At 52.0% G+C, this 18,967-nt stretch carries 15 protein-coding genes; 10 read left to right on the top strand and 5 right to left on the bottom strand.

Annotation, left to right across the window (positions count from 1 at the left end; translation table 11 throughout):
• Positions 1-154: 154 nt before the first annotated feature.
• Positions 155-1,309: a porin gene (locus tag Q399_RS21680; RefSeq protein WP_157836315.1), complete on the top strand. Its 1,155-nt coding sequence runs from the start codon at positions 155-157 to the stop codon at positions 1,307-1,309.
• Between the two features lie 70 nt (positions 1,310-1,379).
• Here Q399_RS21680 and Q399_RS0114330 read toward each other — a convergent pair whose 3' ends face one another.
• The gene (locus Q399_RS0114330; protein ID WP_031569555.1) at positions 1,380-2,294 is read right to left on the bottom strand and encodes a LysR family transcriptional regulator; all 915 of its coding nucleotides are present in this window, start codon (positions 2,292-2,294) and stop codon (positions 1,380-1,382) included.
• Positions 2,295-2,589: 295 nt separating this feature from the next.
• On the opposite strand from Q399_RS0114330, the gene Q399_RS0114325 reads away from it, so the two are divergent.
• The 4 genes from Q399_RS0114325 to Q399_RS0114310 all read left to right on the top strand — a co-directional run bounded on the left by Q399_RS0114325 (position 2,590) and on the right by Q399_RS0114310 (position 7,627).
• Positions 2,590-3,573: an MBL fold metallo-hydrolase gene (locus Q399_RS0114325; RefSeq protein ID WP_031569553.1), complete on the top strand. Its 984-nt coding sequence runs from the start codon at positions 2,590-2,592 to the stop codon at positions 3,571-3,573.
• Between the two features lie 82 nt (positions 3,574-3,655).
• Positions 3,656-4,600: an LLM class oxidoreductase gene (locus Q399_RS0114320; protein ID WP_031569551.1), complete on the top strand. Its 945-nt coding sequence runs from the start codon at positions 3,656-3,658 to the stop codon at positions 4,598-4,600.
• Between the two features lie 356 nt (positions 4,601-4,956).
• Positions 4,957-5,949 carry a zinc-dependent alcohol dehydrogenase family protein gene (locus Q399_RS0114315; protein ID WP_031569549.1) on the top strand — a complete coding sequence of 331 codons (993 nt, stop codon included), beginning with the start codon at positions 4,957-4,959 and terminating at the stop codon, positions 5,947-5,949.
• A 469-nt stretch (positions 5,950-6,418) separates the two neighbouring features.
• Complete coding sequence (locus Q399_RS0114310; RefSeq protein ID WP_031569547.1) at positions 6,419-7,627, top strand: MFS transporter; 1,209 nt, start codon at positions 6,419-6,421, stop codon at positions 7,625-7,627.
• A gap of 384 nt (positions 7,628-8,011) precedes the next feature.
• Here the strand turns inward: Q399_RS0114310 and Q399_RS0114305 are convergent, their stop codons facing one another.
• Positions 8,012-8,422, bottom strand: coding sequence for a GNAT family N-acetyltransferase (locus tag Q399_RS0114305; RefSeq protein WP_031569539.1), 411 nt, complete (start codon positions 8,420-8,422; stop codon positions 8,012-8,014).
• A 200-nt stretch (positions 8,423-8,622) separates the two neighbouring features.
• Between Q399_RS0114305 and Q399_RS0114300 the strand changes: the two genes are divergently transcribed.
• From Q399_RS0114300 to Q399_RS0114275, 5 genes are all read left to right on the top strand, one after another.
• Positions 8,623-10,101 carry a PepSY-associated TM helix domain-containing protein gene (locus Q399_RS0114300; RefSeq protein WP_031569537.1) on the top strand — a complete coding sequence of 493 codons (1,479 nt, stop codon included), beginning with the start codon at positions 8,623-8,625 and terminating at the stop codon, positions 10,099-10,101.
• 163 nt (positions 10,102-10,264) lie between these two features.
• Positions 10,265-11,344, top strand: a complete 1,080-nt coding sequence (locus tag Q399_RS0114295; RefSeq protein WP_281172244.1) for a sulfate ABC transporter substrate-binding protein — start codon at positions 10,265-10,267, stop codon at positions 11,342-11,344.
• 23 nt (positions 11,345-11,367) lie between these two features.
• Complete coding sequence (cysT, locus tag Q399_RS0114290; RefSeq protein WP_031569533.1) at positions 11,368-12,207, top strand: sulfate ABC transporter permease subunit CysT; 840 nt, start codon at positions 11,368-11,370, stop codon at positions 12,205-12,207.
• On the top strand, positions 12,204-13,079 hold the full coding sequence (gene cysW, locus Q399_RS0114285; RefSeq protein ID WP_031569531.1) for a sulfate ABC transporter permease subunit CysW: 876 nt from the start codon (positions 12,204-12,206) through the stop codon (positions 13,077-13,079). The genes cysT and cysW overlap by 4 nt, the downstream gene beginning before the upstream one ends.
• Positions 13,080-13,249: 170 nt before the next feature.
• Positions 13,250-14,098: a hypothetical protein gene (locus Q399_RS0114275; protein ID WP_031569529.1), complete on the top strand. Its 849-nt coding sequence runs from the start codon at positions 13,250-13,252 to the stop codon at positions 14,096-14,098.
• On the opposite strand, the gene Q399_RS0114270 is transcribed toward Q399_RS0114275, so the two are convergent.
• The 3 genes from Q399_RS0114270 to Q399_RS0114260 form a co-directional block, all read right to left on the bottom strand.
• On the bottom strand, positions 14,095-16,491 hold the full coding sequence (locus Q399_RS0114270; protein ID WP_031569528.1) for a putative bifunctional diguanylate cyclase/phosphodiesterase: 2,397 nt from the start codon (positions 16,489-16,491) through the stop codon (positions 14,095-14,097). The genes Q399_RS0114275 and Q399_RS0114270 overlap by 4 nt on opposite strands.
• Positions 16,488-17,459 (bottom strand): ABC transporter substrate-binding protein, encoded by a 972-nt coding sequence (locus Q399_RS0114265; protein ID WP_051686013.1) that lies wholly within the window; start codon positions 17,457-17,459, stop codon positions 16,488-16,490. The genes Q399_RS0114270 and Q399_RS0114265 overlap by 4 nt, the downstream gene beginning before the upstream one ends.
• A 155-nt stretch (positions 17,460-17,614) precedes the next feature.
• Positions 17,615-18,892 (bottom strand): acetyl-CoA hydrolase/transferase family protein, encoded by a 1,278-nt coding sequence (locus tag Q399_RS0114260; protein WP_031569525.1) that lies wholly within the window; start codon positions 18,890-18,892, stop codon positions 17,615-17,617.
• Positions 18,893-18,967: the final 75 nt, after the last annotated feature.

The following is an 18,967-nucleotide window of genomic DNA, read 5'->3' as shown; positions in this document are numbered from 1 at the left end:
CTGCGGCTGACGGTCTGCTGTAGTCATCGACCGGCCGTTTTGATGGGCAGTTGAATCGTCACTTTGTGCCAAAAGCTATCATCCAATATATCTTTCAATTTAATTCTGCTTCCACTGCTAAGCAGTCATTGTTATCGCTGCCGCAAACAGTTTTTTGAATTTTTATAGCATTTATTCCCCAGACTTTTTAAGCAAAAATCTCGCCGCATTAACACAAATCGGTGGAATTTTGATGCAGAAACAGACAACTTTCAGCTTGTCACGTCATGAACTTAGTCAAGACATATTGCTGAACCGAAAATCGAACAAAGTACAAAAAGGATTGGTTTTGCGTCCAGTTGCGCTTGCAGTGTTACTGGCTTGGAACAATGTTTACGCAGCCGAGACTGAAAGCCATTTTTACGGGAAAATTGATGTACAAGCGCTGCATACGACAAATGATTTATTTCGCTATGCAGATCAAGGTTGGCAACTGGACTTCCCCCTTTCACGCCTTGGATTTAAAGCCCAAACGGCGTTGTCAGGGGATAACTCAATAGTTTCAGTATATGAGTGGCAGGTCAATAGTTTGGACAGCGACAACAAACAGCATCCTGTTGCTAGTCGCAATACCTATATAGGTATTAACAGCTTAATATTTGGCGAATTGTCTTTCGGCAAAAATGATACCCGCTTTAAAAAGTCTGAAGGAAAGGTAGACCTTTTTCGCGAAACAGTGGCTGACAAGTCTCAAGTTATCGCGGGGCAGGACCGCTTGGAGAATATTCTCACCTATGTCAGTCCAAAGTCTGAGCAGTTTCAGCTGAATGCGTCTTATCAAACTGGGATAAGCGATGAGAAGGCGGGTGGATATGACCTGTCAGTGACTTATGGCGACGATGCTTTAAAGCAGACAACGATGTATCTTGGTGCAGCCTATGTAAATGGATTAAACAATCTGCGTGGTCATCGGGTCGTTTTACAGGTGAGAGTTTATGAAAATACACTTGGTACTGTTTCGCTAGGTGCGATGGCGCAACATCTTGAAAACCTAACTTCACGACAGGGTGGGAATTCATGGCTCCTGAGTGCTCAGCTAGCCACAAAGCTGGCATTGTACAAAGTCCAGTATGTTGAAGATCCAACGCATATCCGGCATCAGGGGCATGCCAGAACATGGTCTGTAGGGCTGGATTTATTGCATAGCACAACATTGAATACATATGGTTTGGTGACTTTGCTTAAGGTTCAGCCTGATACGCAAATGGAACCGGCTGCGCAGGCCCGGAATGAAGTTGGGCTTGCTATTGGAGCCAGATGGTATTTCTGAAGACGTAGTGCAGAAGTGTTGCTTTGCCACACATTACTCGCCCAGTTGAAATTAACTTCTCAAGTTACCACTAGTGATCCAACCATTTTGCGTATACCTGCTGCAACTTCTGGGGGATCCAATCTATGAAAGCCCGCACTTGCTGTGGGACATAAGCTCTGTTTGGATAAAGCAGAGAAACCTGTAACGATTCTGGTCGATGCTGCTCTAGCACTTCGACCAACAGTCCTGTTTCGAGGTAACTGTTCACGACAATTCCCGGTGCTTGAATAATGCCAAAACCTGTCAGGGCCGCTTGGATATATGCGTGGGATTCGTTCACTGTGAATCCTGATGGGCTGGTAAATGACTCGTCTACCCCATTGGTCAAAAAATGCCATGGCATAGCTCTTTTACTCTGGCCAGACAGAAAGCTGACTGTTTTATGCTGGTGCAGTTCTGCAATACTTTGTGGCTGACCATACTGATCGATATAACATGGCGCAGCGCAGGTGATCATTTTGGCATGCCCGATCCGTTTCGCGATAAGGCTCGAATTACTTAACTCACCGATGCGCAGCACACAATCAACCCCTTCCGATATCAAGTCTACGGCTCTGTCTGTGGCACCTAAAACAATCTGGACATTCGGGTGCTCAAGTGAAAACTCTTTCAGGCAAGCCATGAATCCAGCGTGGACAAAAGCAGTGGGGATGTCGATCCGCAGTTTGCCACGAATAGCCACGGGTGCCCGGTTAAACATCGATGTAGTGTCACGGATGTCGTTCAGGATAGCATTGGCCCGTTGGTAAAATAATTCCCCTTCATTGGTCAGCTTTACTTTTCTGGTTGTGCGCTGAAACAAGCGAACGCCCAGTTCTGCTTCAAGTTCCTGAATCACCTTAGTGACTTGTGGTCGGCCCGTTTGTAATGCATCCGCAGTTTTAGTAAAGCTTTCCAATTCGGCGAGACGAATGAACACCTGCATCGTTTTTAACAGTTCCACAATAGTCACTCCCATGGTTTTAAAGTCTTATTCTGACCGAAACCAATGCATTGATTGTTTCTTTTAACGATAACAATTATGTGCTTTTGCGCTGATTTATCAACGTCCTGATGTGTAGAAAAATAGCGTCAACTTCGCAGCCGCTTCATTTAAGTGCGTGCGACGAAGAGAGCGATGGCAGGCGATTGAGCGGGTCGCAAACTGACCGATGAAGGCATCAACCTTGATTCGTCATGTCGCCCGTATCCGAGCCATACAACACATTCAGATGCAATTAAATTGCAGGAGAAGCGAAATGACGTTTAGTAAATTTGCGAAGAAACTGGCAGCTATTGGTGTAGTCACATTAGCGTCAGCCGCTCAGCTTGCTGTTGCGGCACCAACCGATAAATTCCAGCAAGCCGCTGGTTTTTACCGCCAAATGGTGGGTGATACCGTGGTGACGGCCATCTACGACGGGTATATCGGCCTTGACCCAAAACACTTATCAGGAATGTCACAGGAAGAAATCCATCAGTACATTTTTAATGAATATCAGAAAGCATCCCCTTTGGTGCAAACGGCTGTGAATGCGTTTTTAGTCGATGACGGTAAGTCACTGGTATTAGTCGATTCTGGCTCTTCTGATTGCTTCGGGCCGACGATGGGCAGAATGGTTGATAACATCCGTGCTTCTGGTTATGCGCCAGAAGAAGTGGATGCGGTGTTATTGACACACATGCATCCTGACCATGCCTGTGGTATCAGTCTGCCAAATGGTTCTGCTGCTTTTGTGAATGCCACTGTTTGGGCATCTAAAAAGGACGCAGATTACTGGCTGGATGTAAAAATGGAAAATACGCTGCCAGAACCGCAACGCCCATTTTTCAAAATGGCACGCGACGCAGTAAAACCTTACGCCAGCAAAGGCAAATTCAAAACCTTTACTGACGGTCAGGCGATTGCCGCTGGCTTTCAAATTTTACCGACAAACGGTCATACACCGGGACATACTTCTTATTTGCTGACATCAGGTCAGGACAAGGTGCTACTGCTGGGGGATTTAGTGCATGTGCATGCGGTGCAATTACGCCATCCGGAAGTCACTATTGCGGTTGATGTGGATTCTAAAGCTGCCATTGCATCACGGACTAAAATGTTAGCTGCTGCGGCTGAAAATAAATGGCTGGTTGCAGCGCCACATTTCCCGTTCCCCGGTATTGGCCACATCCGCAAGGAAACACAGGGCTACAACTGGATCCCGGTTGAATACCGCAACCCAATTAACTCAGAACGTTAATTGCACTACAGGCAGGCAACCACAGTTGCCTACCTCGCTTTTCGTCACCGCTACCATATTGATGAAAGAAGAGATCTATCTGATGACCAGCCAAGCCCATTCGCAACGCAGCAGTTTTAAACAGGTATTGAGTACCAACAAACTGACCTTTGGTTTACTGACGCCCATTGAGGGCTATCCGCAAAGTGACATCCCGACGCTGCATCAGCATCTTGAGCTCGCTAAACTGGCTGATGAGTCTGGTTTTGCTGCCTTATGGCTGCGTGATGTTCCATTCAGAGATCCGACTTTTGGTGATGTGGCGCAGGTATTTGACCCTATGGTTTATGCCAGTTGGCTTAGCGCTTCGACGACTAAAATCAGCATAGGCACCGCTGGGATGATTTTACCTTTGCGTGATCCCATCGCTATTTCCAAACAAGCGTTGTCGGTTGATCAGTTATCACAGGGACGATTTATTCTGGGTGTCTCCAGTGGCGACCGTCCGTCAGAGTATCCTGCGTTCGGTATTCAGTTTGAAGAGCGTGCCAGTATTTTTCGGGACTCGTTCGAAATGATAAGAGTTCTGTCGCAGCAGACTTTTCCGAGGCACAAGTCTCAACACTTTGGCAATTTGGATGGTTCATTGGATTTATTGCCTAAACCATTTACAGGCCAGTTACCGATAGTCGCTGTTGGTCGCTGCGGACAAGAGCTGGACTGGTTGGCTCAACATGCTGATGCATGGATTGGTCACCAGAGCCATTTAGAAAGCTTACCTGCGTTGATACGGGCATGGCACACCAGTAGTTTGTCGGAGCCCAAACCTTATGGTTATGGCACTTTCTTTGAACTGGACAGAAACCCTAATGCACCGCTGATTTGGGGTCGTGGCATCCGGGCAGGAAGAAATACACTGATTGATTTGTGGCGTCGCCAGCAAGAGCAAGGGGTGTCACATGTGGCATTAAACTTACGGGTATCGCATCGTCCGGCCAAAGAAACGTTACTGGAATTGGCTGAATATGTGTTGCCGCAGTTTGCATGACATCCAGTTCTCGTTATAGCTTGTGATGAACGAGCTCTGCCAACTTTTTCTGACGATCTTGTTGTCTTCTTTAGTCCACACTCATTTTATCAAGTGGCAAGCCTCAGAATAACTGGGGCTTGTGCCGCTATCCGCCGTGATTATCCATACATCTCATCACGTGGTTTCAGTAAAACTCAGCTGATTATTCTGTTTCTGAGAAACAAATATGTGTCTATTTGTCTACTTAATCCATCCAATCAAAAAGGCTACCATGTTACTCAGCAGTACGAAAGTTGAGCATTGGTGCAGATTATTGATGCTTGTTCAAATGATAGATAAGCCTTTTATCGGGCGCAGAAATTGAAGGAAATATTATGGCTCGTCATGTTCGTTTTCATCAAACCGGTGGTCCGGAAGTATTAAAAATTGAGGAAGTAACAACCCCTGAGCCCAAAGCGGGTGAGGTACGGATCCGGGTTCATGCATTGGGTTTGAACCGGGCGGAAAGTATGTATCGTTCGGGGCGTTATGTGATTGAAGCGCAATTCCCAGCGACTTTAGGGTACGAAGCCTCTGGCTACATTAATGCGCTCGGCGAAGGCGTTACAGAATTTGCTGTTGGTGACGCAGTCAGTGTGATCCCGGCTTTTATGTTTGACGAGTATGGTCTTTACGGGGATTTAGTCGTCGCTCCGGCACGGGCTGTAGTGAAAAACCCTGTCGGCGTTAGTTTCGAAACAGCTGCTGCGACATGGATGCCTTACACTACAGCTTGGGGCGCATTGATTGATATTGCCAAATTAAACAAAGGTGATTTTGTCGTATTAGGTGCGGCCTCAAGCAGTGTCGGCTTAGCCGCCGTCGAAATCGCTTATGCCGTCGGTGCTGAACCTATCGCCATTACCCGCAAAGATGAAAAAGTGCAGGAGTTAAAGAAAGCCGGTGTTAAGCATGTGCTTCAGGTGGGCGTGCATGATCTGGAAAAAGAAATTCTGGCGATCACTGAAGGCAAAGGAGCCCGTGTCGTATTTGATCCTGTGACCGGACCTGATTTTGAAAAGGTGATTAAGGCAACCTGTCGCGATGCTATCGTATTTATTTACGGTGCATTGAGTCACGAGACCACTTCAATTCCGGTGATGCACGTACTGGGTAAACACACCACCATTCGCGGCTATGAGTTTATCGAAGTGACAGCAAATGATGAAAAGCTAGCCAGAGCCAAACAATTCATCACGGAAGGTATGGCGTCAGGCCAATTCAAAGCCAAAGTCGCCAAGGTATTTCCGTTTGAACAGATTGTCGCTGCAACCGAATATCTGGAATCAAACGCCCAGTTTGGCAAGATAGTGGTATCAATCGACTAACTGTTGCATTGGGACGTGGCTGTTGAGCTGTTGCATTTAAATAATGTTGCTCTACAGCCACATTGTTTTGGTGGGTAACGGAAGGTCTCTTTTTGTTGCAGCTGGTCAGATCAAGGTAAGTTCCGCAACTGGTCGTTGAGCAGACATCTGAAACCTCAAAGTTTTGGATTTGCTAAGTCTCCTTTTCGCTCATAGCAGTCTTCTGCAATCCCCAACAAAGCCAGCGCCGGCTGCCGCGGAGTGAGCGATCAAGAGTGAGCGCGGGAGGCGCGAACGGGCGAACGCAGTGGTGGCGGTGTTGGCTTTGCCGCGATAAAACCGCTTTTCGCTCTTAGTCGCCATCCCGAACGCCTGCCAACTCAGTTCCGGCAACGCACTGTTACCAAAACGTCTACTAGCGATTTTTGTAGGCAGGCGGCATCATGCTGAATCTATCTGTGATTGCTGTGCCCGGCACTAAGGTTTTGTCATGTTTCAAAGTGTGCGTCGCCCAGATCTGCTGGTGATAGTGCTGGCGGCGGCCGGGATTTTGATGGTGTCGATGGGCATCCGCCAGTCGTTTGGTTTGTTTGTCAGCCCCATCAGCAGTTCAACCGGCATGGGCATTGCGGCCATTAGTTTTGCCATGGCGATTGCACAGCTGAGCTGGGGCGCTGCGCAGCCAGTGGCTGGCGCTTTAGCCGACCGGTTTGGCGCAGGGCCGGTGTTAGTTGGCGGTTTGTTGCTGCTGGCGGCCGGTTGCGCGCTGACGCCTTTTGCCAGCGGTACTTTGGGGCTGGTGTTGAGCGTTGGCTTACTGACGGCCATCGGCTCCGGTATCAGTGGTTTTTCGGTGCTCATCGGCGCTGCATCGCAGCGGTTGCCGGCTGAGGCGCGCGGCGCTGCGTCGGGGATCATCAATGCCGGCGGCTCTTTTGGTCAGTTTGTGTTTGCGCCGTTGTCGCAAAAGCTGATTCAAAGTGTCGGCTGGATGGGCGCGATGTGGGCCTTAGCGCTGGCGGCACTGGCAACTATTCCACTGATTGCCAAATTCACCGGCGGCAGCGCCGCACCGGTCAAACACGCTGATGACAAAGGCATGCGCCATGCCATCGGCGAAGCGCTTAGTGATCGCAGTTATGCCTTATTAAGTTTTGGTTTTTTCACCTGCGGTTTTCATATTGCTTTTCTGGTGACGCATTTACCCGGTGAAGTCAGTTTATGTGGCCTGCCGGCCGACGTGGCCAGCTGGTCGCTCGCCATCATCGGTCTGGCGAATATTGCCGGCAGCCTGTACGCCGGGGCCTGTGTGACGAAATTCCGCAGTAAATCGGTGCTGGCGGCGATGTATGGCAGCCGCGCTTTGTTAATTGCGGTTTATTTGTTACTGCCTAAAACCGAATGGACCTTCTACATTTTTGCTGCCGGCCTTGGCTTCACCTGGCTGGCGACGGTACCGCCGACAGCTGCGATAGTCGGCAAGTTATTTGGTACCCGGTATCTGGCAACCTTGTTTGGGATTGCCTTATTCGCCCACCAGATTGGCGGCTTTTTTGGCGCCTGGCTCGGTGGCATCGCGCTGACGGTGCAGGGCGACTACAGCTGGATGTGGTACGCCGACATGGCACTGGCGGCGCTGGCAGCGCTCGCTAACCTGCCCATTCGCGAAGCTCAAGTCACGCGGCCGGCTAGGGCTTGATCTCCGGCCTCATAATTCATTTATACAACTAAGCTGCATTGCAAACCGGGTCGTTGCCACCATTGACACAGCCATATCGAAATTCACTTTTTGCTTAACTGCCCGGCGGTCGATTTGGTGAACGGCCGTGCGGTACAGGCCCGCATGCACTATGCGGCTGATGGTTTGCTTTAGTAATGATGCAGCCGTTTTGCGAGTTCAGTTGAATCGTCGCTTTGTGGTAAATGCAGATATTTTAAAATCTGTAGGGGTAGGCTGGTCGTCTCAAGATTGTGCCTACCCGTAGTACGTGGCATTCATTTAGACGCTAGGCCTACCTCTACAACGTAACAAATTTCTGTTCTTCGCTCAGGCTACAGTGTATCAACTAGTTAGAAGGTTGTGTTAAAGCACCTTACTCATAAAATATTTAGCGCCGCCGGCGAAAGGGTAGTCCTGCTGCGTCCATTGCAGTTGATAGCCGTGTTTCTCGTAAAATGGCCGCGCCTGAAAATCTAAAGTGTCCAGCACCACATAACGGCAGCCGCGTTCGCGGGCGATGTGCTCGGCGCGCTGTAACAGCGCTGAACCCTGGCCTTTGCCGCGTAATTCGGGTGCCAGCCAAAACGATTCCAGATAAAACCAGTTGCCAAAAGTGCGGCCGGCTAAGGCGCCGAGCAAAGTGCCGTCGTCAGCATGGATGGCAAGGCCGAGCGGCTGGCGCAGGCTGGCGTCCCAGTGTAAGGCATTAAATTCGGCAATTTTTTGTTTGGCAATGTCGCCAAACTCAGGGTGATGTTGTTCAGTCAGCTGCATTGATGCGACAATCCGCATGGAAAAATATGCGCTTGTTATACGGGATTTCGCCTAAACCGCCAAGCCAATAACAGGAAGGTCTAGGGTAGGTACCGGCAAGCGCCAGCGTCGCCGTACGAACACCGCTCGCTGACCACCACGTGGCGTACATGCGCCAACGTAAACTTCCGCCGAAAAGCAACAACTCAAAAGGAAGCCCATTGTTCAGCAATATTCTCTGGTTAAGCCTCGGCGGTGCGCTGGGATATTGGCTTAGTGGCGAACTGGCAACTTGGCTGTTGTCCTGGCTGACGCCGACGCTGGGTGTTGTCGATGCGCTGTTATGGACCCAGCTGACGCAGCTGGTGCTGCTGATCTTACTGGCGTTTGGTCTGCTGCAACTGGCGAAACGGCAAAAAACACTGCATGCGCTGGCGGGTGCCGTGTTACTGCCGCTGGCGGTTATCGTCAGCTGGAGCGGCACTTTATCGTTGTACCGTGCTGAACTGGATTTGGCATTGACGCCCGCGCTGACGCAGGCCCGTGCTGTCGAAATACCCGCCGCGCAGCAGTTGCAGCTGGCCTTGGAATGGCAACAACAGCAAGCACCTAACGCAGCGCAGCTGTATGTAGAATTCGCTTCAGCGCGCAAACCTTATCTGACGTTGCATCTGCAACAACCCGGCAGCTGGACTTTAACCCGTTATTGGCTACAACTTCCCACAGATCCTGCGCAGGCGGGTCTCACCGCCCTCGGTTCGCCGCAGGAACTGACGCCAGGTAACAGCCGGCATAGCGTCGGTGAATTGGTTTTCTCGCTGCATTATCAGCTGGCGGGCTTATTGAAAAGTGCGGCGCAGCCGCTGTTAATCGGGCTCTCGATTGCGCTGCTGGCGTTAACTTTGTCTGGTATCTATCTGCTCTGGCAGCGCAGGCGGCAAGCCGGTACTACGCAGTTTTTTGGCCGCGGGCCGTTACGCTGGCACTTAGCCGGGGCGCTGCTGAGCCTGCCGTGGCTTTGCTGGTATTTTGGCTCGGCGCTGCTGACGCAATACGGCAACTGGGCACCGGAACTGATTAAACAACACAGTGCCGCCTACTATCAGGCCTTGTTTCCAACACCGCTGCCACAGCCAATCGCTGCCACCAAAGAAACAGCCACAACATTCACCCGACCAGAACTTTCGACCTTGCTGGACACACCGGGCTGGCCCGTCGCCAAAGTGCAGCTGGATTTAACCAGCGGCAAATGGTTGTTAACTGAACAGCCGAACTGGCCGCAAACTGCGCCTTATCAACTGCGACAACAATCACTGAATACACAATTGCAGGTGCTGCCACAGGCCGATTACTGGCAAAGCACGCCCTGGTCGCTGCGAAATCTCGGCTACGCGGCGCATCAAAGCCTGTATGCCGTGCCCGCGCTGCGCGTTTTGCTGGCGCTCGGCGGCGTATTGGTTGTCCTGATGCTGTGCGGAGCGGCGGAATCTTATGGCCGTAAACAAGGCTGGTGGCTGCTGGCACTGCTGCGTGCGCTAACCTGCGGTTTTGTACTGGCGACAAGCTTGTTGATATTGCTACAACTACTGCGCTTGTCACCCAGCGGCCTGGCTTTGCTACCACAACTAGGCCTGTGCTGGGCAATTTGCACTGTGGCGCTGACCGGCTGGACCTGGTGGCAGTACCGGTTACAGCGCTGAAGTTGCGAGCATAACTTTTGGTTATAGCTCCGCACTTTTTGATTCTTTTTATCTTGACCGAATTGTTTTAGTCTTACTCCCATCAAGAGATGTTCAGACGTCTGTATATCTGAAACTGCCGGAGCCTCGCGACCGGTGGTCAGCCCTGATTGCGGAGTACAAGTTGCAATTATTCAGTTCAGCCCTGCAGGTCAGCGCAACACGGCGCCACTTGCAATTATTCAGGCACAGCAGCATCGTCCGCCGCTTTTGTCAGCTGTTGCCAGTCTTGTTCTTGACGGTTACAGCACCACAGCTGCAGGCGAATACACAAACGCAAGCCAAAGAAGTACGGCTGCTGAACGTGTCGTATGACCCAACCCGTGAGTTCTACCGCGATATCAATCAGCAATTCGCCAAAGTCTGGCTGGAAAAAACCGGCCAAAAGTTGATTGTTGAACAGTCGCATGGTGGCTCTGGTAGTCAGTCCCGCGCGGTGCTGGACGGTCTGCGCGCTGATGTGGTCACTTTAGCCTTAGCTGCGGATATTGAGCCGCTGGCGCGTGTCGGCAAGCTGATTGACCCCAACTGGCAGCAGCAATTACCGCATAACAGCTCGCCGTACAGTTCGACCATTGTGTTTTTGGTGCGTAAAGGCAATCCGCTGAACATCCATGACTGGAACGATTTGGTCCGTGACAACATCGACGTGATCACGCCCAATCCAAAAACGTCCGGCGGCGCGCGCTGGAATTACCTGGCCGCCTGGGCTTATGGCCTGAAAAGCAGCGGCAGCGAAGATGGCGCCAAAGCCTTCGTGCAAAAGCTGTATCGCAACGTGCCGGTGCTCGACAGCGGTGCCCGCGCCTCGACCGGCACCTTCGCCCGCCGCGGAATCGGTGATGTGCTGTTGAGTTGGGAAAACGAAGCTTATCTGGCGGTGAAGGAACTGGGTGCGGACCAGTTTGAAATTGTGGTGCCGTCGATTTCAGTGCTGGCCGAGCCGCCGGTGACTGTGGTGAAGAAAAACACCGAACGCAAAGGCACCACCGCGTTGGCGCAGGCTTACCTAGAATTTTTATACACGCCAGCGGCGCAAAAGTTAGCGGCTGAGCATTATTTCCGGCCTTTGCAGCCGGTGCCGGGCGTGGCGGCGCTGCCACAGCTGGAGCTGAAAACCATCGCTGATTTTGGTGGCTGGGATTTGGTGCAGCAACAACACTTTGCCGAAGACGGTATTTTTGACCAGATTTATGCGCGCTGAGTCCGGTAACAGGAGCATTCGTTTTGTTTAAAAAATCGACGCAAAAACCGGTATTGCCGGGTTTTGGCCTGAGTATGGGCTTTACCACTTTCTATCTGAGCTTGCTGGTGTTCCTGCCGCTGTCGGCGCTGGTGCTGAAAAGCTTCGAGCTGGACTGGGCCGGTTTTGTCAAAGTGGTGGCGAGTGAGCGCGCCATCGCCAGCTATCAGTTGACCTTTGGCAGTTCTTTTATTGCCGCGCTGATTAATCTGGTGTTTGGCTTGCTGGTGGCCTGGGTGCTGGTGCGTTACAGCTTTCCGTTTAAAAAAGTCATAGATGCTTTGGTTGATTTGCCCTTTGCGCTGCCGACGGCAGTGGCCGGTATTGCGCTGACGGCGATTTATGCGCCAAACGGCTGGATTGGCCAGTATTTTTATCAGTGGGGCATCAAAATCGCTTATACGCCGATTGGCGTTACGCTGGCGTTAGTGTTTATCGGCTTGCCTTTTGTCGTGCGTACGGTGCAGCCGGTGCTGGAAGATTTAGAGCAGGAACTGGAAGAAGCGGCCGCCAGTTTAGGGGCAAACCGGCTACAGATTTTTTGCCGGGTGATTTTTCCGGCGCTGATCCCGTCTTTGCTGACCGGTTTCGCTTTAGCTTTTGCCCGCGCCATCGGCGAATACGGTTCTGTGGTCTTTATCAGCGGCAATATGCCGTTTCGCACTGAGATCACGCCGCTGCTCATCATGTCCCGCCTCGAAGAGTTTGATTATGCCGGCGCCGCGGCGCTTGGTTCTGTGATGTTATTAATTTCGTTTGTTTTATTGCTCCTGATTAATGCGTTGCAGCATTGGAGTCAGCAGCGGCACGGAGGTGGACGGTGAGTGCTTCAGGACAGTTTCAACCAAGACGCGCCACCACAGAGCCGCTGTGGTTGCGCGGCATTTTATTAACTCTGGCGCTGGGCTTTCTGGCGTTGTTTTTGCTGTTGCCGTTGGTCATAGTGTTTGGCGAAGCCTTCAGCAAAGGCTGGCAGGTTTACCTGGCGGCTATTACTGAACCGGCTGCTGCGCATGCCATCAAGCTGACGCTGATTGCCGCAGTGATTGCGGTGCCCTGTAATGCGATTTTTGGTCTGGCGGCGAGCTGGGCCATTGCCAAATTTCAGTTCCGTGGCCGGCAGTTTTTAATCACGCTGATTGATTTGCCAATTGCGGTGTCGCCGGTTATTGCTGGTCTAAGCCTGATGCTGATTTTTGGTGCGCGCGGCTGGTGGGGCGAATGGCTGAACGACCATGACTTACAAGTGATGTTTGCGGTGCCGGGTATAGTGCTCGCCACCATCTTTATCACTTTTCCTTATGTGGCGCGCGAGCTTATTCCACTGATGCAGCAGCAGGGCCGTGAAGCCGAAGAAGCTGCGCTGACGCTGGGGGCGAGCGGTTGGCAGACCTTTATCCGCGTCACATTACCGTCAGTGAAATGGGCGCTGCTGTACGGACTGATTTTGTGTAACGCACGGGCGATGGGCGAGTTTGGTGCTGTGTCTGTGGTGTCCGGTAAAATCCGCGAACAGACCAATACCATGCCGCTACATATTGAAATCCTGTACAACGAATATCAGTTTGCTGCCGCTTTTGCTGTGTCATCTTTGCTGGCGTTATTGGCGCTGCTGACGCTGGTATTAAAAAGCAGTCTGGAATGGCGCGCTGCGCGCGATTTAGCTGAGGCTGAGGCGTGCCGGCGGCCGGAATGACGTGCATTGACACTGAACCAGCTATGTAGCGAAATCCGGCAAAAAGGTAACTATTTGTCGCTTTTTTGCCGGTATTCGACGGAATGTCGCAAAATTCTGTCCAACATTAGCTTGTTCTGCTCAATCTGCTCGTTACACTCAATAAGAATTATTTTCATTGAGGGTAGGCTATGCAGTGCTGGCGTATTTTGCTGATTGGCATTGGTTTGTTGGCCTGCAGCCCGAAGTTGTGGGCGCAGGAAGTCACTATTGCCACTGAGTTCTCAGACAGCAACGCCAAGGCCTACAGCACACAGATGCAACACTGGCAATTATTGCTGCAAAGTGCGCCGCAATTGCAGGTGAAATACGTCCATGTCGCTATGCAGCGTGGCTTTGAATTATTGACGCAAAGCGGCTATTGCACCATCAACAAACTGAAAACTACCGAACGGGCAGCACGCTGGTTATACAGCGCAAGGCCATTAAATGTCTCGCCTTCGCTGCGTCTGATTACCTTAGGGCAATCCGAGCCCGGCACAGTCACGGGCGAAGTACAGGCCGCTCAGGATGAGGTTGATTTGCAGAACTGGTTGCGTCATCCGGCGCGGCGCAAAATCGGTATTACAGCGGGAAGCAGCTACGGTGCCACGATTGACCAGCTGATTAAATCCAGACCCAATCAGTTTTATCTGGTGCATGGCCAGGATGTAACACTCAAACTCTGGCAAATGTTAAAACGCGGGCGTATTGATGCCATCATGGATTATCCGGTGCGGATAGATCATTTACGTCAGGTTCAGCAAGACAACACCACTTACACCGCTTTGCCTCTACAAGGGCTGCCGCTGTATCTGGAAGGATTTGTCGTCTGTAATCGCGAGGCACATGGCCAGCAATTGATGCAGTATATTGACGAGCTGATGGCACAGCCGCAAGTGCAGCAGCGTTTAGTCGCCAGTTACCGGCAATATTTTACTGATGCGCAGTGGCAGCAGTTACAGCCTTATTTGCAGCAGACCTTTAGCGCCGCTTTTTAATCGGAGTGAGTTTGCCGGCGCAATAAAGCTTCATAGTCATTGAGCGGCAATGGCCGCGACAACAAATAGCCCTGAATAAATTCACAGCCGGAGCGCTGCAGATATTGCAGCTGCTCTTCGGTTTCCACCCCTTCTGCCGTGGTGGTGACCTGCAGCGATTTGGCCAGTTGCAGGATATTTTCCAGTACAGCCCGGCCTTTGCTGCTGCTCATGCCTTTACGGATAAAACTCTGGTCGATTTTTAAGTTTTGTACCGGCAGGCTCAGCACTGTCGCGAGATTAGAATGGCCGGTGCCGTAATCATCGATCGCCAGCGTGATGCCGGCTTTTTGCAACCGATGCATATTGTCGGCCGTGCGCTGTTCGTCGCTGATCAGGCTGTATTCGGTCACTTCAATTTCCAGCAAAGATGCCGGAATATCAAATTCACCAACTTGCTGAAAAATAAAGTTAATCGTTTGCTCGTCGGTCAGATAACGCGCCGACAAATTAATCGATAACGGCAATACGTGGTAACCCTGATCGAGCCAGCGGCGGATCTGCTGACAGGCTGTGGCAATGACATACCGGTCTAGTTCCGGCATCAGATGGCTTTGTTCTGCCAGCGGAATAAACAGGCCTGGTGATACCATTTTGCCGTCCGGTTGCCAGCGGATCAGCGCTTCAGCTGAAACCGGTTGCCGGCTTAAAGCCGAAAACTTCGGCTGGAAGTGGAAAAACAACTGCTGCTCACGGATCGCCAGCTCCAGATGCTGACACAGCAGGGCATTTTGCTGCAACTGCTGAATCAGGCCAGGTTCGACTTGCTGCATGCTGGCGCGACCGTTGGCTTTAGCCTGACGCATCATCAGCTCGGCGCCATGCAGCTGGCGGTCGAAGTCCAGTTCCGCATTGACCAACTGATAAACCACGCAAAAACTCAGTTTGTAATTGATGCCGTCTAACTTGATGTCCTGCTGCTGTAAGTCGCGGAAAATCGCCAGCATCTGCTGCGGTTGCTGCGGGCTTAGCAGAATAAAGTCGGTGCCTTCGTGGCGGGCTAATAGAGCTTCTGCCGGTTTGTGTTGTCGGAGTAACTGACCGCTGGTTTTGATCAGCTGGTCGCCGATATCAAAGCCGAGGCTGTGGTTCAGATTAGACATGCCATCGATATTCAGCAGATACATCCAGTGTAAGTCCGGCCGCGTTGCCGCCTGACGCTTCAGGCCGTTTAAGTTGGCGCAGCCGGTTAAGTTGTCTTTAAATGCCAGGTTTTCAATCGATTGCTGATAGCGGCGCTGTTCGGTGTTGTCTTTTAAAAATGCGATATAGATGGTTTCCCCCAACAACTCGGCTTTGGTCAGTGTGATGTCCAGTGGCACTAAGGAGCCGTCTTTACGCAAGCCTTCAACCTGGCGCAGCCGGTTCAGCACATGGGCCGGGCCTTCAGTTTTGTTTGCCGCGCCGGCCAGGTGTTGTTGATGACCACTGCGGTACTGTGCCGGGATCAGCAGATTTAAATCCTGACCGGTCAGTTCCTGCTGGTGCTGATAACCAAAGATATTCAGTGCGGACTGATTGACCTGCAGAATATGGCCCTGAGTATTGGCACTGATGATGCCATCTGTAGTGCTGTTTAACACCAGCTGGTTAAAAAGTTCACTGTGGCGGCGCATCTCGCGTTGTTGATCCAACGCATCGAAGGTCTGATTCAGCATCAGTTCCAGCCGGCCAAACTCGTTGTTGTCTTCGACCTGAGCCCGCGTCTGGTGGTCGCCGCGGGAATATTGTTGCAAGGCCGTCTCCAGCCGGCGCAGACGCGTATGCAAAATATTGCGCAGCAGCAGATATGTCAGTACCCCACTGAGTAACATGCTGCATAGATACACCGCCATATTTTGCAGGGTGACACTCAAGCCACGCTGCAGTGCCGGTTTCATGTCGTATTGAATGACCAGCCAGCCCTGTTGACTATTAAACTGCAACGGTAATGCCATTTGCAGCATATCGGGGGCAGGTTGTGGCAGTGTCAGCGGGCTGACCATACTTTGCGCCGGTAATTGCTGCAGTTGTCGCTGCAGTACAGCGTCGTGCTGTGCCAGCGGGCTGTCTTCCAGTGCGACCTGATGGGCGGCGAGGATTTGCCAGGTGGGCGACACCACCAACACACTCTGGATATGCGGGCTTTCAGATTTCAGCGAGGCCCAGTTTTTCAGTGCCGCAATGTCGTTTCTGAGCAGATAGCCCTGCAACAACGCATGCTGTTCCAGCAGCCCTGTACTGAGGTGATGTTGCTCGGCGCTGATCAGCTGTTCCCGCGTCAGATGCTGGTGCAGGGCGTATAACAAGGTCACGCCAAGCAGCGTTAACACCAGCGTCAGCAGCAGTGGCAGCAGACTGATGTATAGCCTCATGGCAGCGTTTCCAGATAGGTGGTATTAATCAGCGTGCTGCAGGGACAGGGTTTTTCAATCATGCCAATCTGCAGCAATACGGTTTCATAGCCCTTGATCACTTCCGCCAGCCGGGTTTTGTTACTAAGGATAGTGCGCTGCATCGCGACCGATGGGATCTGCAGCTCGCTGTAGGTTTGCGCCAGTTCAGCCGGTGATAATTTCATCCGTTTATTTAAAGCGTCGTACCAGGCCGGTAAGTCGGCCTCAATCTGGCTGAACAACTGGTGATACTGGCGGATAAATTGTTGCAGCTGGGCTTCGGTGGGCACGTCCGGGCCGTCTTTACGCACAATCAGCACGTCCATGACTTCGCCAGGCACTTCACGGCTGGTAAATAAGGCTTTAGCACCCAGGCGCAGCATTTTGCTTTTTTCCGGTTCGAAGGTCATCACGGCGTCGACTTCGGCGTTGGCCATCGCCTGCGCATGGGCGGCGAGGTCTAGCCCAACGACCTGATAATCGGCAGCGGACAGCTGATGCTGGCTGAAAAACCGTTGCAGCAGATAAGCGCCAAGTGCATTACTTTCGACGCCAATTCTTTTGCCTTTCAACTCGGAGATATTGTTAATGCCAGGGCGGACCAGTAGCTGATCGGCGCCGTCAGAGATATTAAATAACCAGATCACCTCAACCGGAATACCACTGGCGGCGATGCGTACAGCCTCGTCCAGCGTCACTGCAGCCATATTGATAGTACCTTTGCGCAGGCCATTGATAACCTGACCAGCGGCGCGGTATTCAATAAGTTGCACGTCCAACCCCTGAAACACCCGGTGATCGCGGGCGATATACAGCGGTTCATAGCCCGGCCAAAGATTGGTGCCAATCCGCAGCTGTGCTTGTTGTTGTGGCTGACAGCTCACCAGCAGCAGACAGCAGACCAGCAGGCACAATGGACGCAGTATGAACGAACACAAATGCAGCATCTGACAAATTCCGGGCAGCGGGACTTCAGCAATTAAAGCCAAAGACCGGATGATACCGCAAGGGCGAAAAGCTGAATTAAATCAAAAATTAACCATACTCTTGCCAGAGTGAGTTAACGAGCGGACTTTGGCCAGTCCGCTCCGCCTGGCAAGGGTTAGACGAGCAGGCCCCAATCCTCATAGGCCTGCCGGGCCAGTTGCTCACGAAATTGTGGTGCGGCGATGTCGATTAAGGCTTTGGCGCGCTCGTTCAGACTGCGGGCACGTAAGTTCGCCACGCCATATTCAGTGACAATATAGTGGGCATGAGCGCGGGTGGTGACGACGCCAGCGCCTGGGCTTAACAAGGAACTGATGCGCGAGACTGTGCCCCCGGCTGCGGTGCTTGGCAGTGCGATAATGGCACGGCCGCCTTCGGACAAACCAGCGCCACGGACAAAATCCATCTGACCGCCCACACCGGAATAAATCTTAGTGCCGAGGGAATCGGCACAGATTTGGCCGGACAAATCGACCTGCAAAGCACTGTTAATCGACACCACCTGCGGGTTTTGCCGGATCACCGCCGTGTCATTGGTGTAAGCCACATCGAGAAACACCACTTCCGGATTGTCGTCGACAAAGTCGTACAGCGCCTGACTGCCCATGGCAAAAGTGGTGACCACTTTGCCCGGATGTTTTTTCTTATTGCGGTTGTTGATCACGCCTTGTTCCAGCAGTGGTAACACACCGTCGGAAAACATTTCGGTGTGCACGCCTAAGTTCCGCCGGTCGCCAAGGCAAGCCAGCGCCGCATCCGGAATAGCGCCTATGCCCATTTGCAGACAGTCGCCGTCACGGATCAGGCTGGCGACATTGGCGCCAATTTGTTTTGTCACCGGGTCCTGTTCCGCCGGCAGATGCAGCGGGATTTGTGATTCCAGCTCAACGTACGCGGCGAAATCCTGCAAATGGACAAAAGAGTCGCCGTGGGTACGGGGCATACGCGGGTTGATTTGCGCAATGACACGCCGGGCGTTTTGCATTGCAGCGCGGGTGGCTTCCACCGACACGCCGAGGCTACACAGGCCGTGTTTATCCGGTGGTGAGACCTGCACGATAGCGGTGTCGACGCGTTGCTCTTTGCTTCGGAACAACTTCGGAATTTCGGATAAAAAACAGGGCACGTAATCAGCAAGGCCACAGTTCACCGCCGGGCGGGTCGGGCCACCGACAAAAAATACCCGTTGGCGCAAATGACCGGCGAGCTCTGGCGCGCACAAAGCGCCGCTTTTTTCGGTATGCAGGCTGAGTAATGTGAGCTGCTGTTTATCGCGCGCCACCTGGGCTAAAGCGTCCAGCATGCAGTAAGGGGTGGCAGCCATCGAGTGGCTCCAGATGAACTCATTGTTGCCAATCAGATTTAAAGCACTGGCGGCGTTGGGATATTTCATGATCAGGTCCGTGTTGAAGAACAGGCTAAAACTGCGTTGAGTTTAGCCGGTTCTTGTCCAGGCAAAACTGACCTT

The sequence above is a fragment of the Rheinheimera texasensis DSM 17496 genome (assembly GCF_000711985.1).
Lineage (GTDB): Bacteria > Pseudomonadota > Gammaproteobacteria > Enterobacterales > Alteromonadaceae > Pararheinheimera > Pararheinheimera texasensis.
Note: the sequence above shows the minus strand (reverse complement) of the source record. Positions and strands in the feature narration are given on the sequence as shown.

What these genes read in the sequence shown, in the direction of transcription:
- Q399_RS0114325 (WP_031569553.1), top strand. Translation starts at nt 2,590, where the DNA reads ATGACGTTTAGTAAATTTGCGAAGAAACTGGCAGCTATTGGTGTAGTC.
- Q399_RS0114320 (WP_031569551.1), top strand. Translation starts at nt 3,656, where the DNA reads ATGACCAGCCAAGCCCATTCGCAACGCAGCAGTTTTAAACAGGTATTG.
- Q399_RS0114315 (WP_031569549.1), top strand. Translation starts at nt 4,957, where the DNA reads ATGGCTCGTCATGTTCGTTTTCATCAAACCGGTGGTCCGGAAGTATTA.
- Q399_RS0114310 (WP_031569547.1), top strand. Translation starts at nt 6,419, where the DNA reads ATGTTTCAAAGTGTGCGTCGCCCAGATCTGCTGGTGATAGTGCTGGCG.
- Q399_RS0114305 (WP_031569539.1), bottom strand. Translation starts at nt 8,422, where the DNA reads ATGCAGCTGACTGAACAACATCACCCTGAGTTTGGCGACATTGCCAAA.
- Q399_RS0114275 (WP_031569529.1), top strand. Translation starts at nt 13,250, where the DNA reads ATGCAGTGCTGGCGTATTTTGCTGATTGGCATTGGTTTGTTGGCCTGC.
- Q399_RS0114270 (WP_031569528.1), bottom strand. Translation starts at nt 16,491, where the DNA reads ATGAGGCTATACATCAGTCTGCTGCCACTGCTGCTGACGCTGGTGTTA.
- Q399_RS0114265 (WP_051686013.1), bottom strand. Translation starts at nt 17,459, where the DNA reads ATGCTGCATTTGTGTTCGTTCATACTGCGTCCATTGTGCCTGCTGGTC.
- Q399_RS0114260 (WP_031569525.1), bottom strand. Translation starts at nt 18,892, where the DNA reads ATGAAATATCCCAACGCCGCCAGTGCTTTAAATCTGATTGGCAACAAT.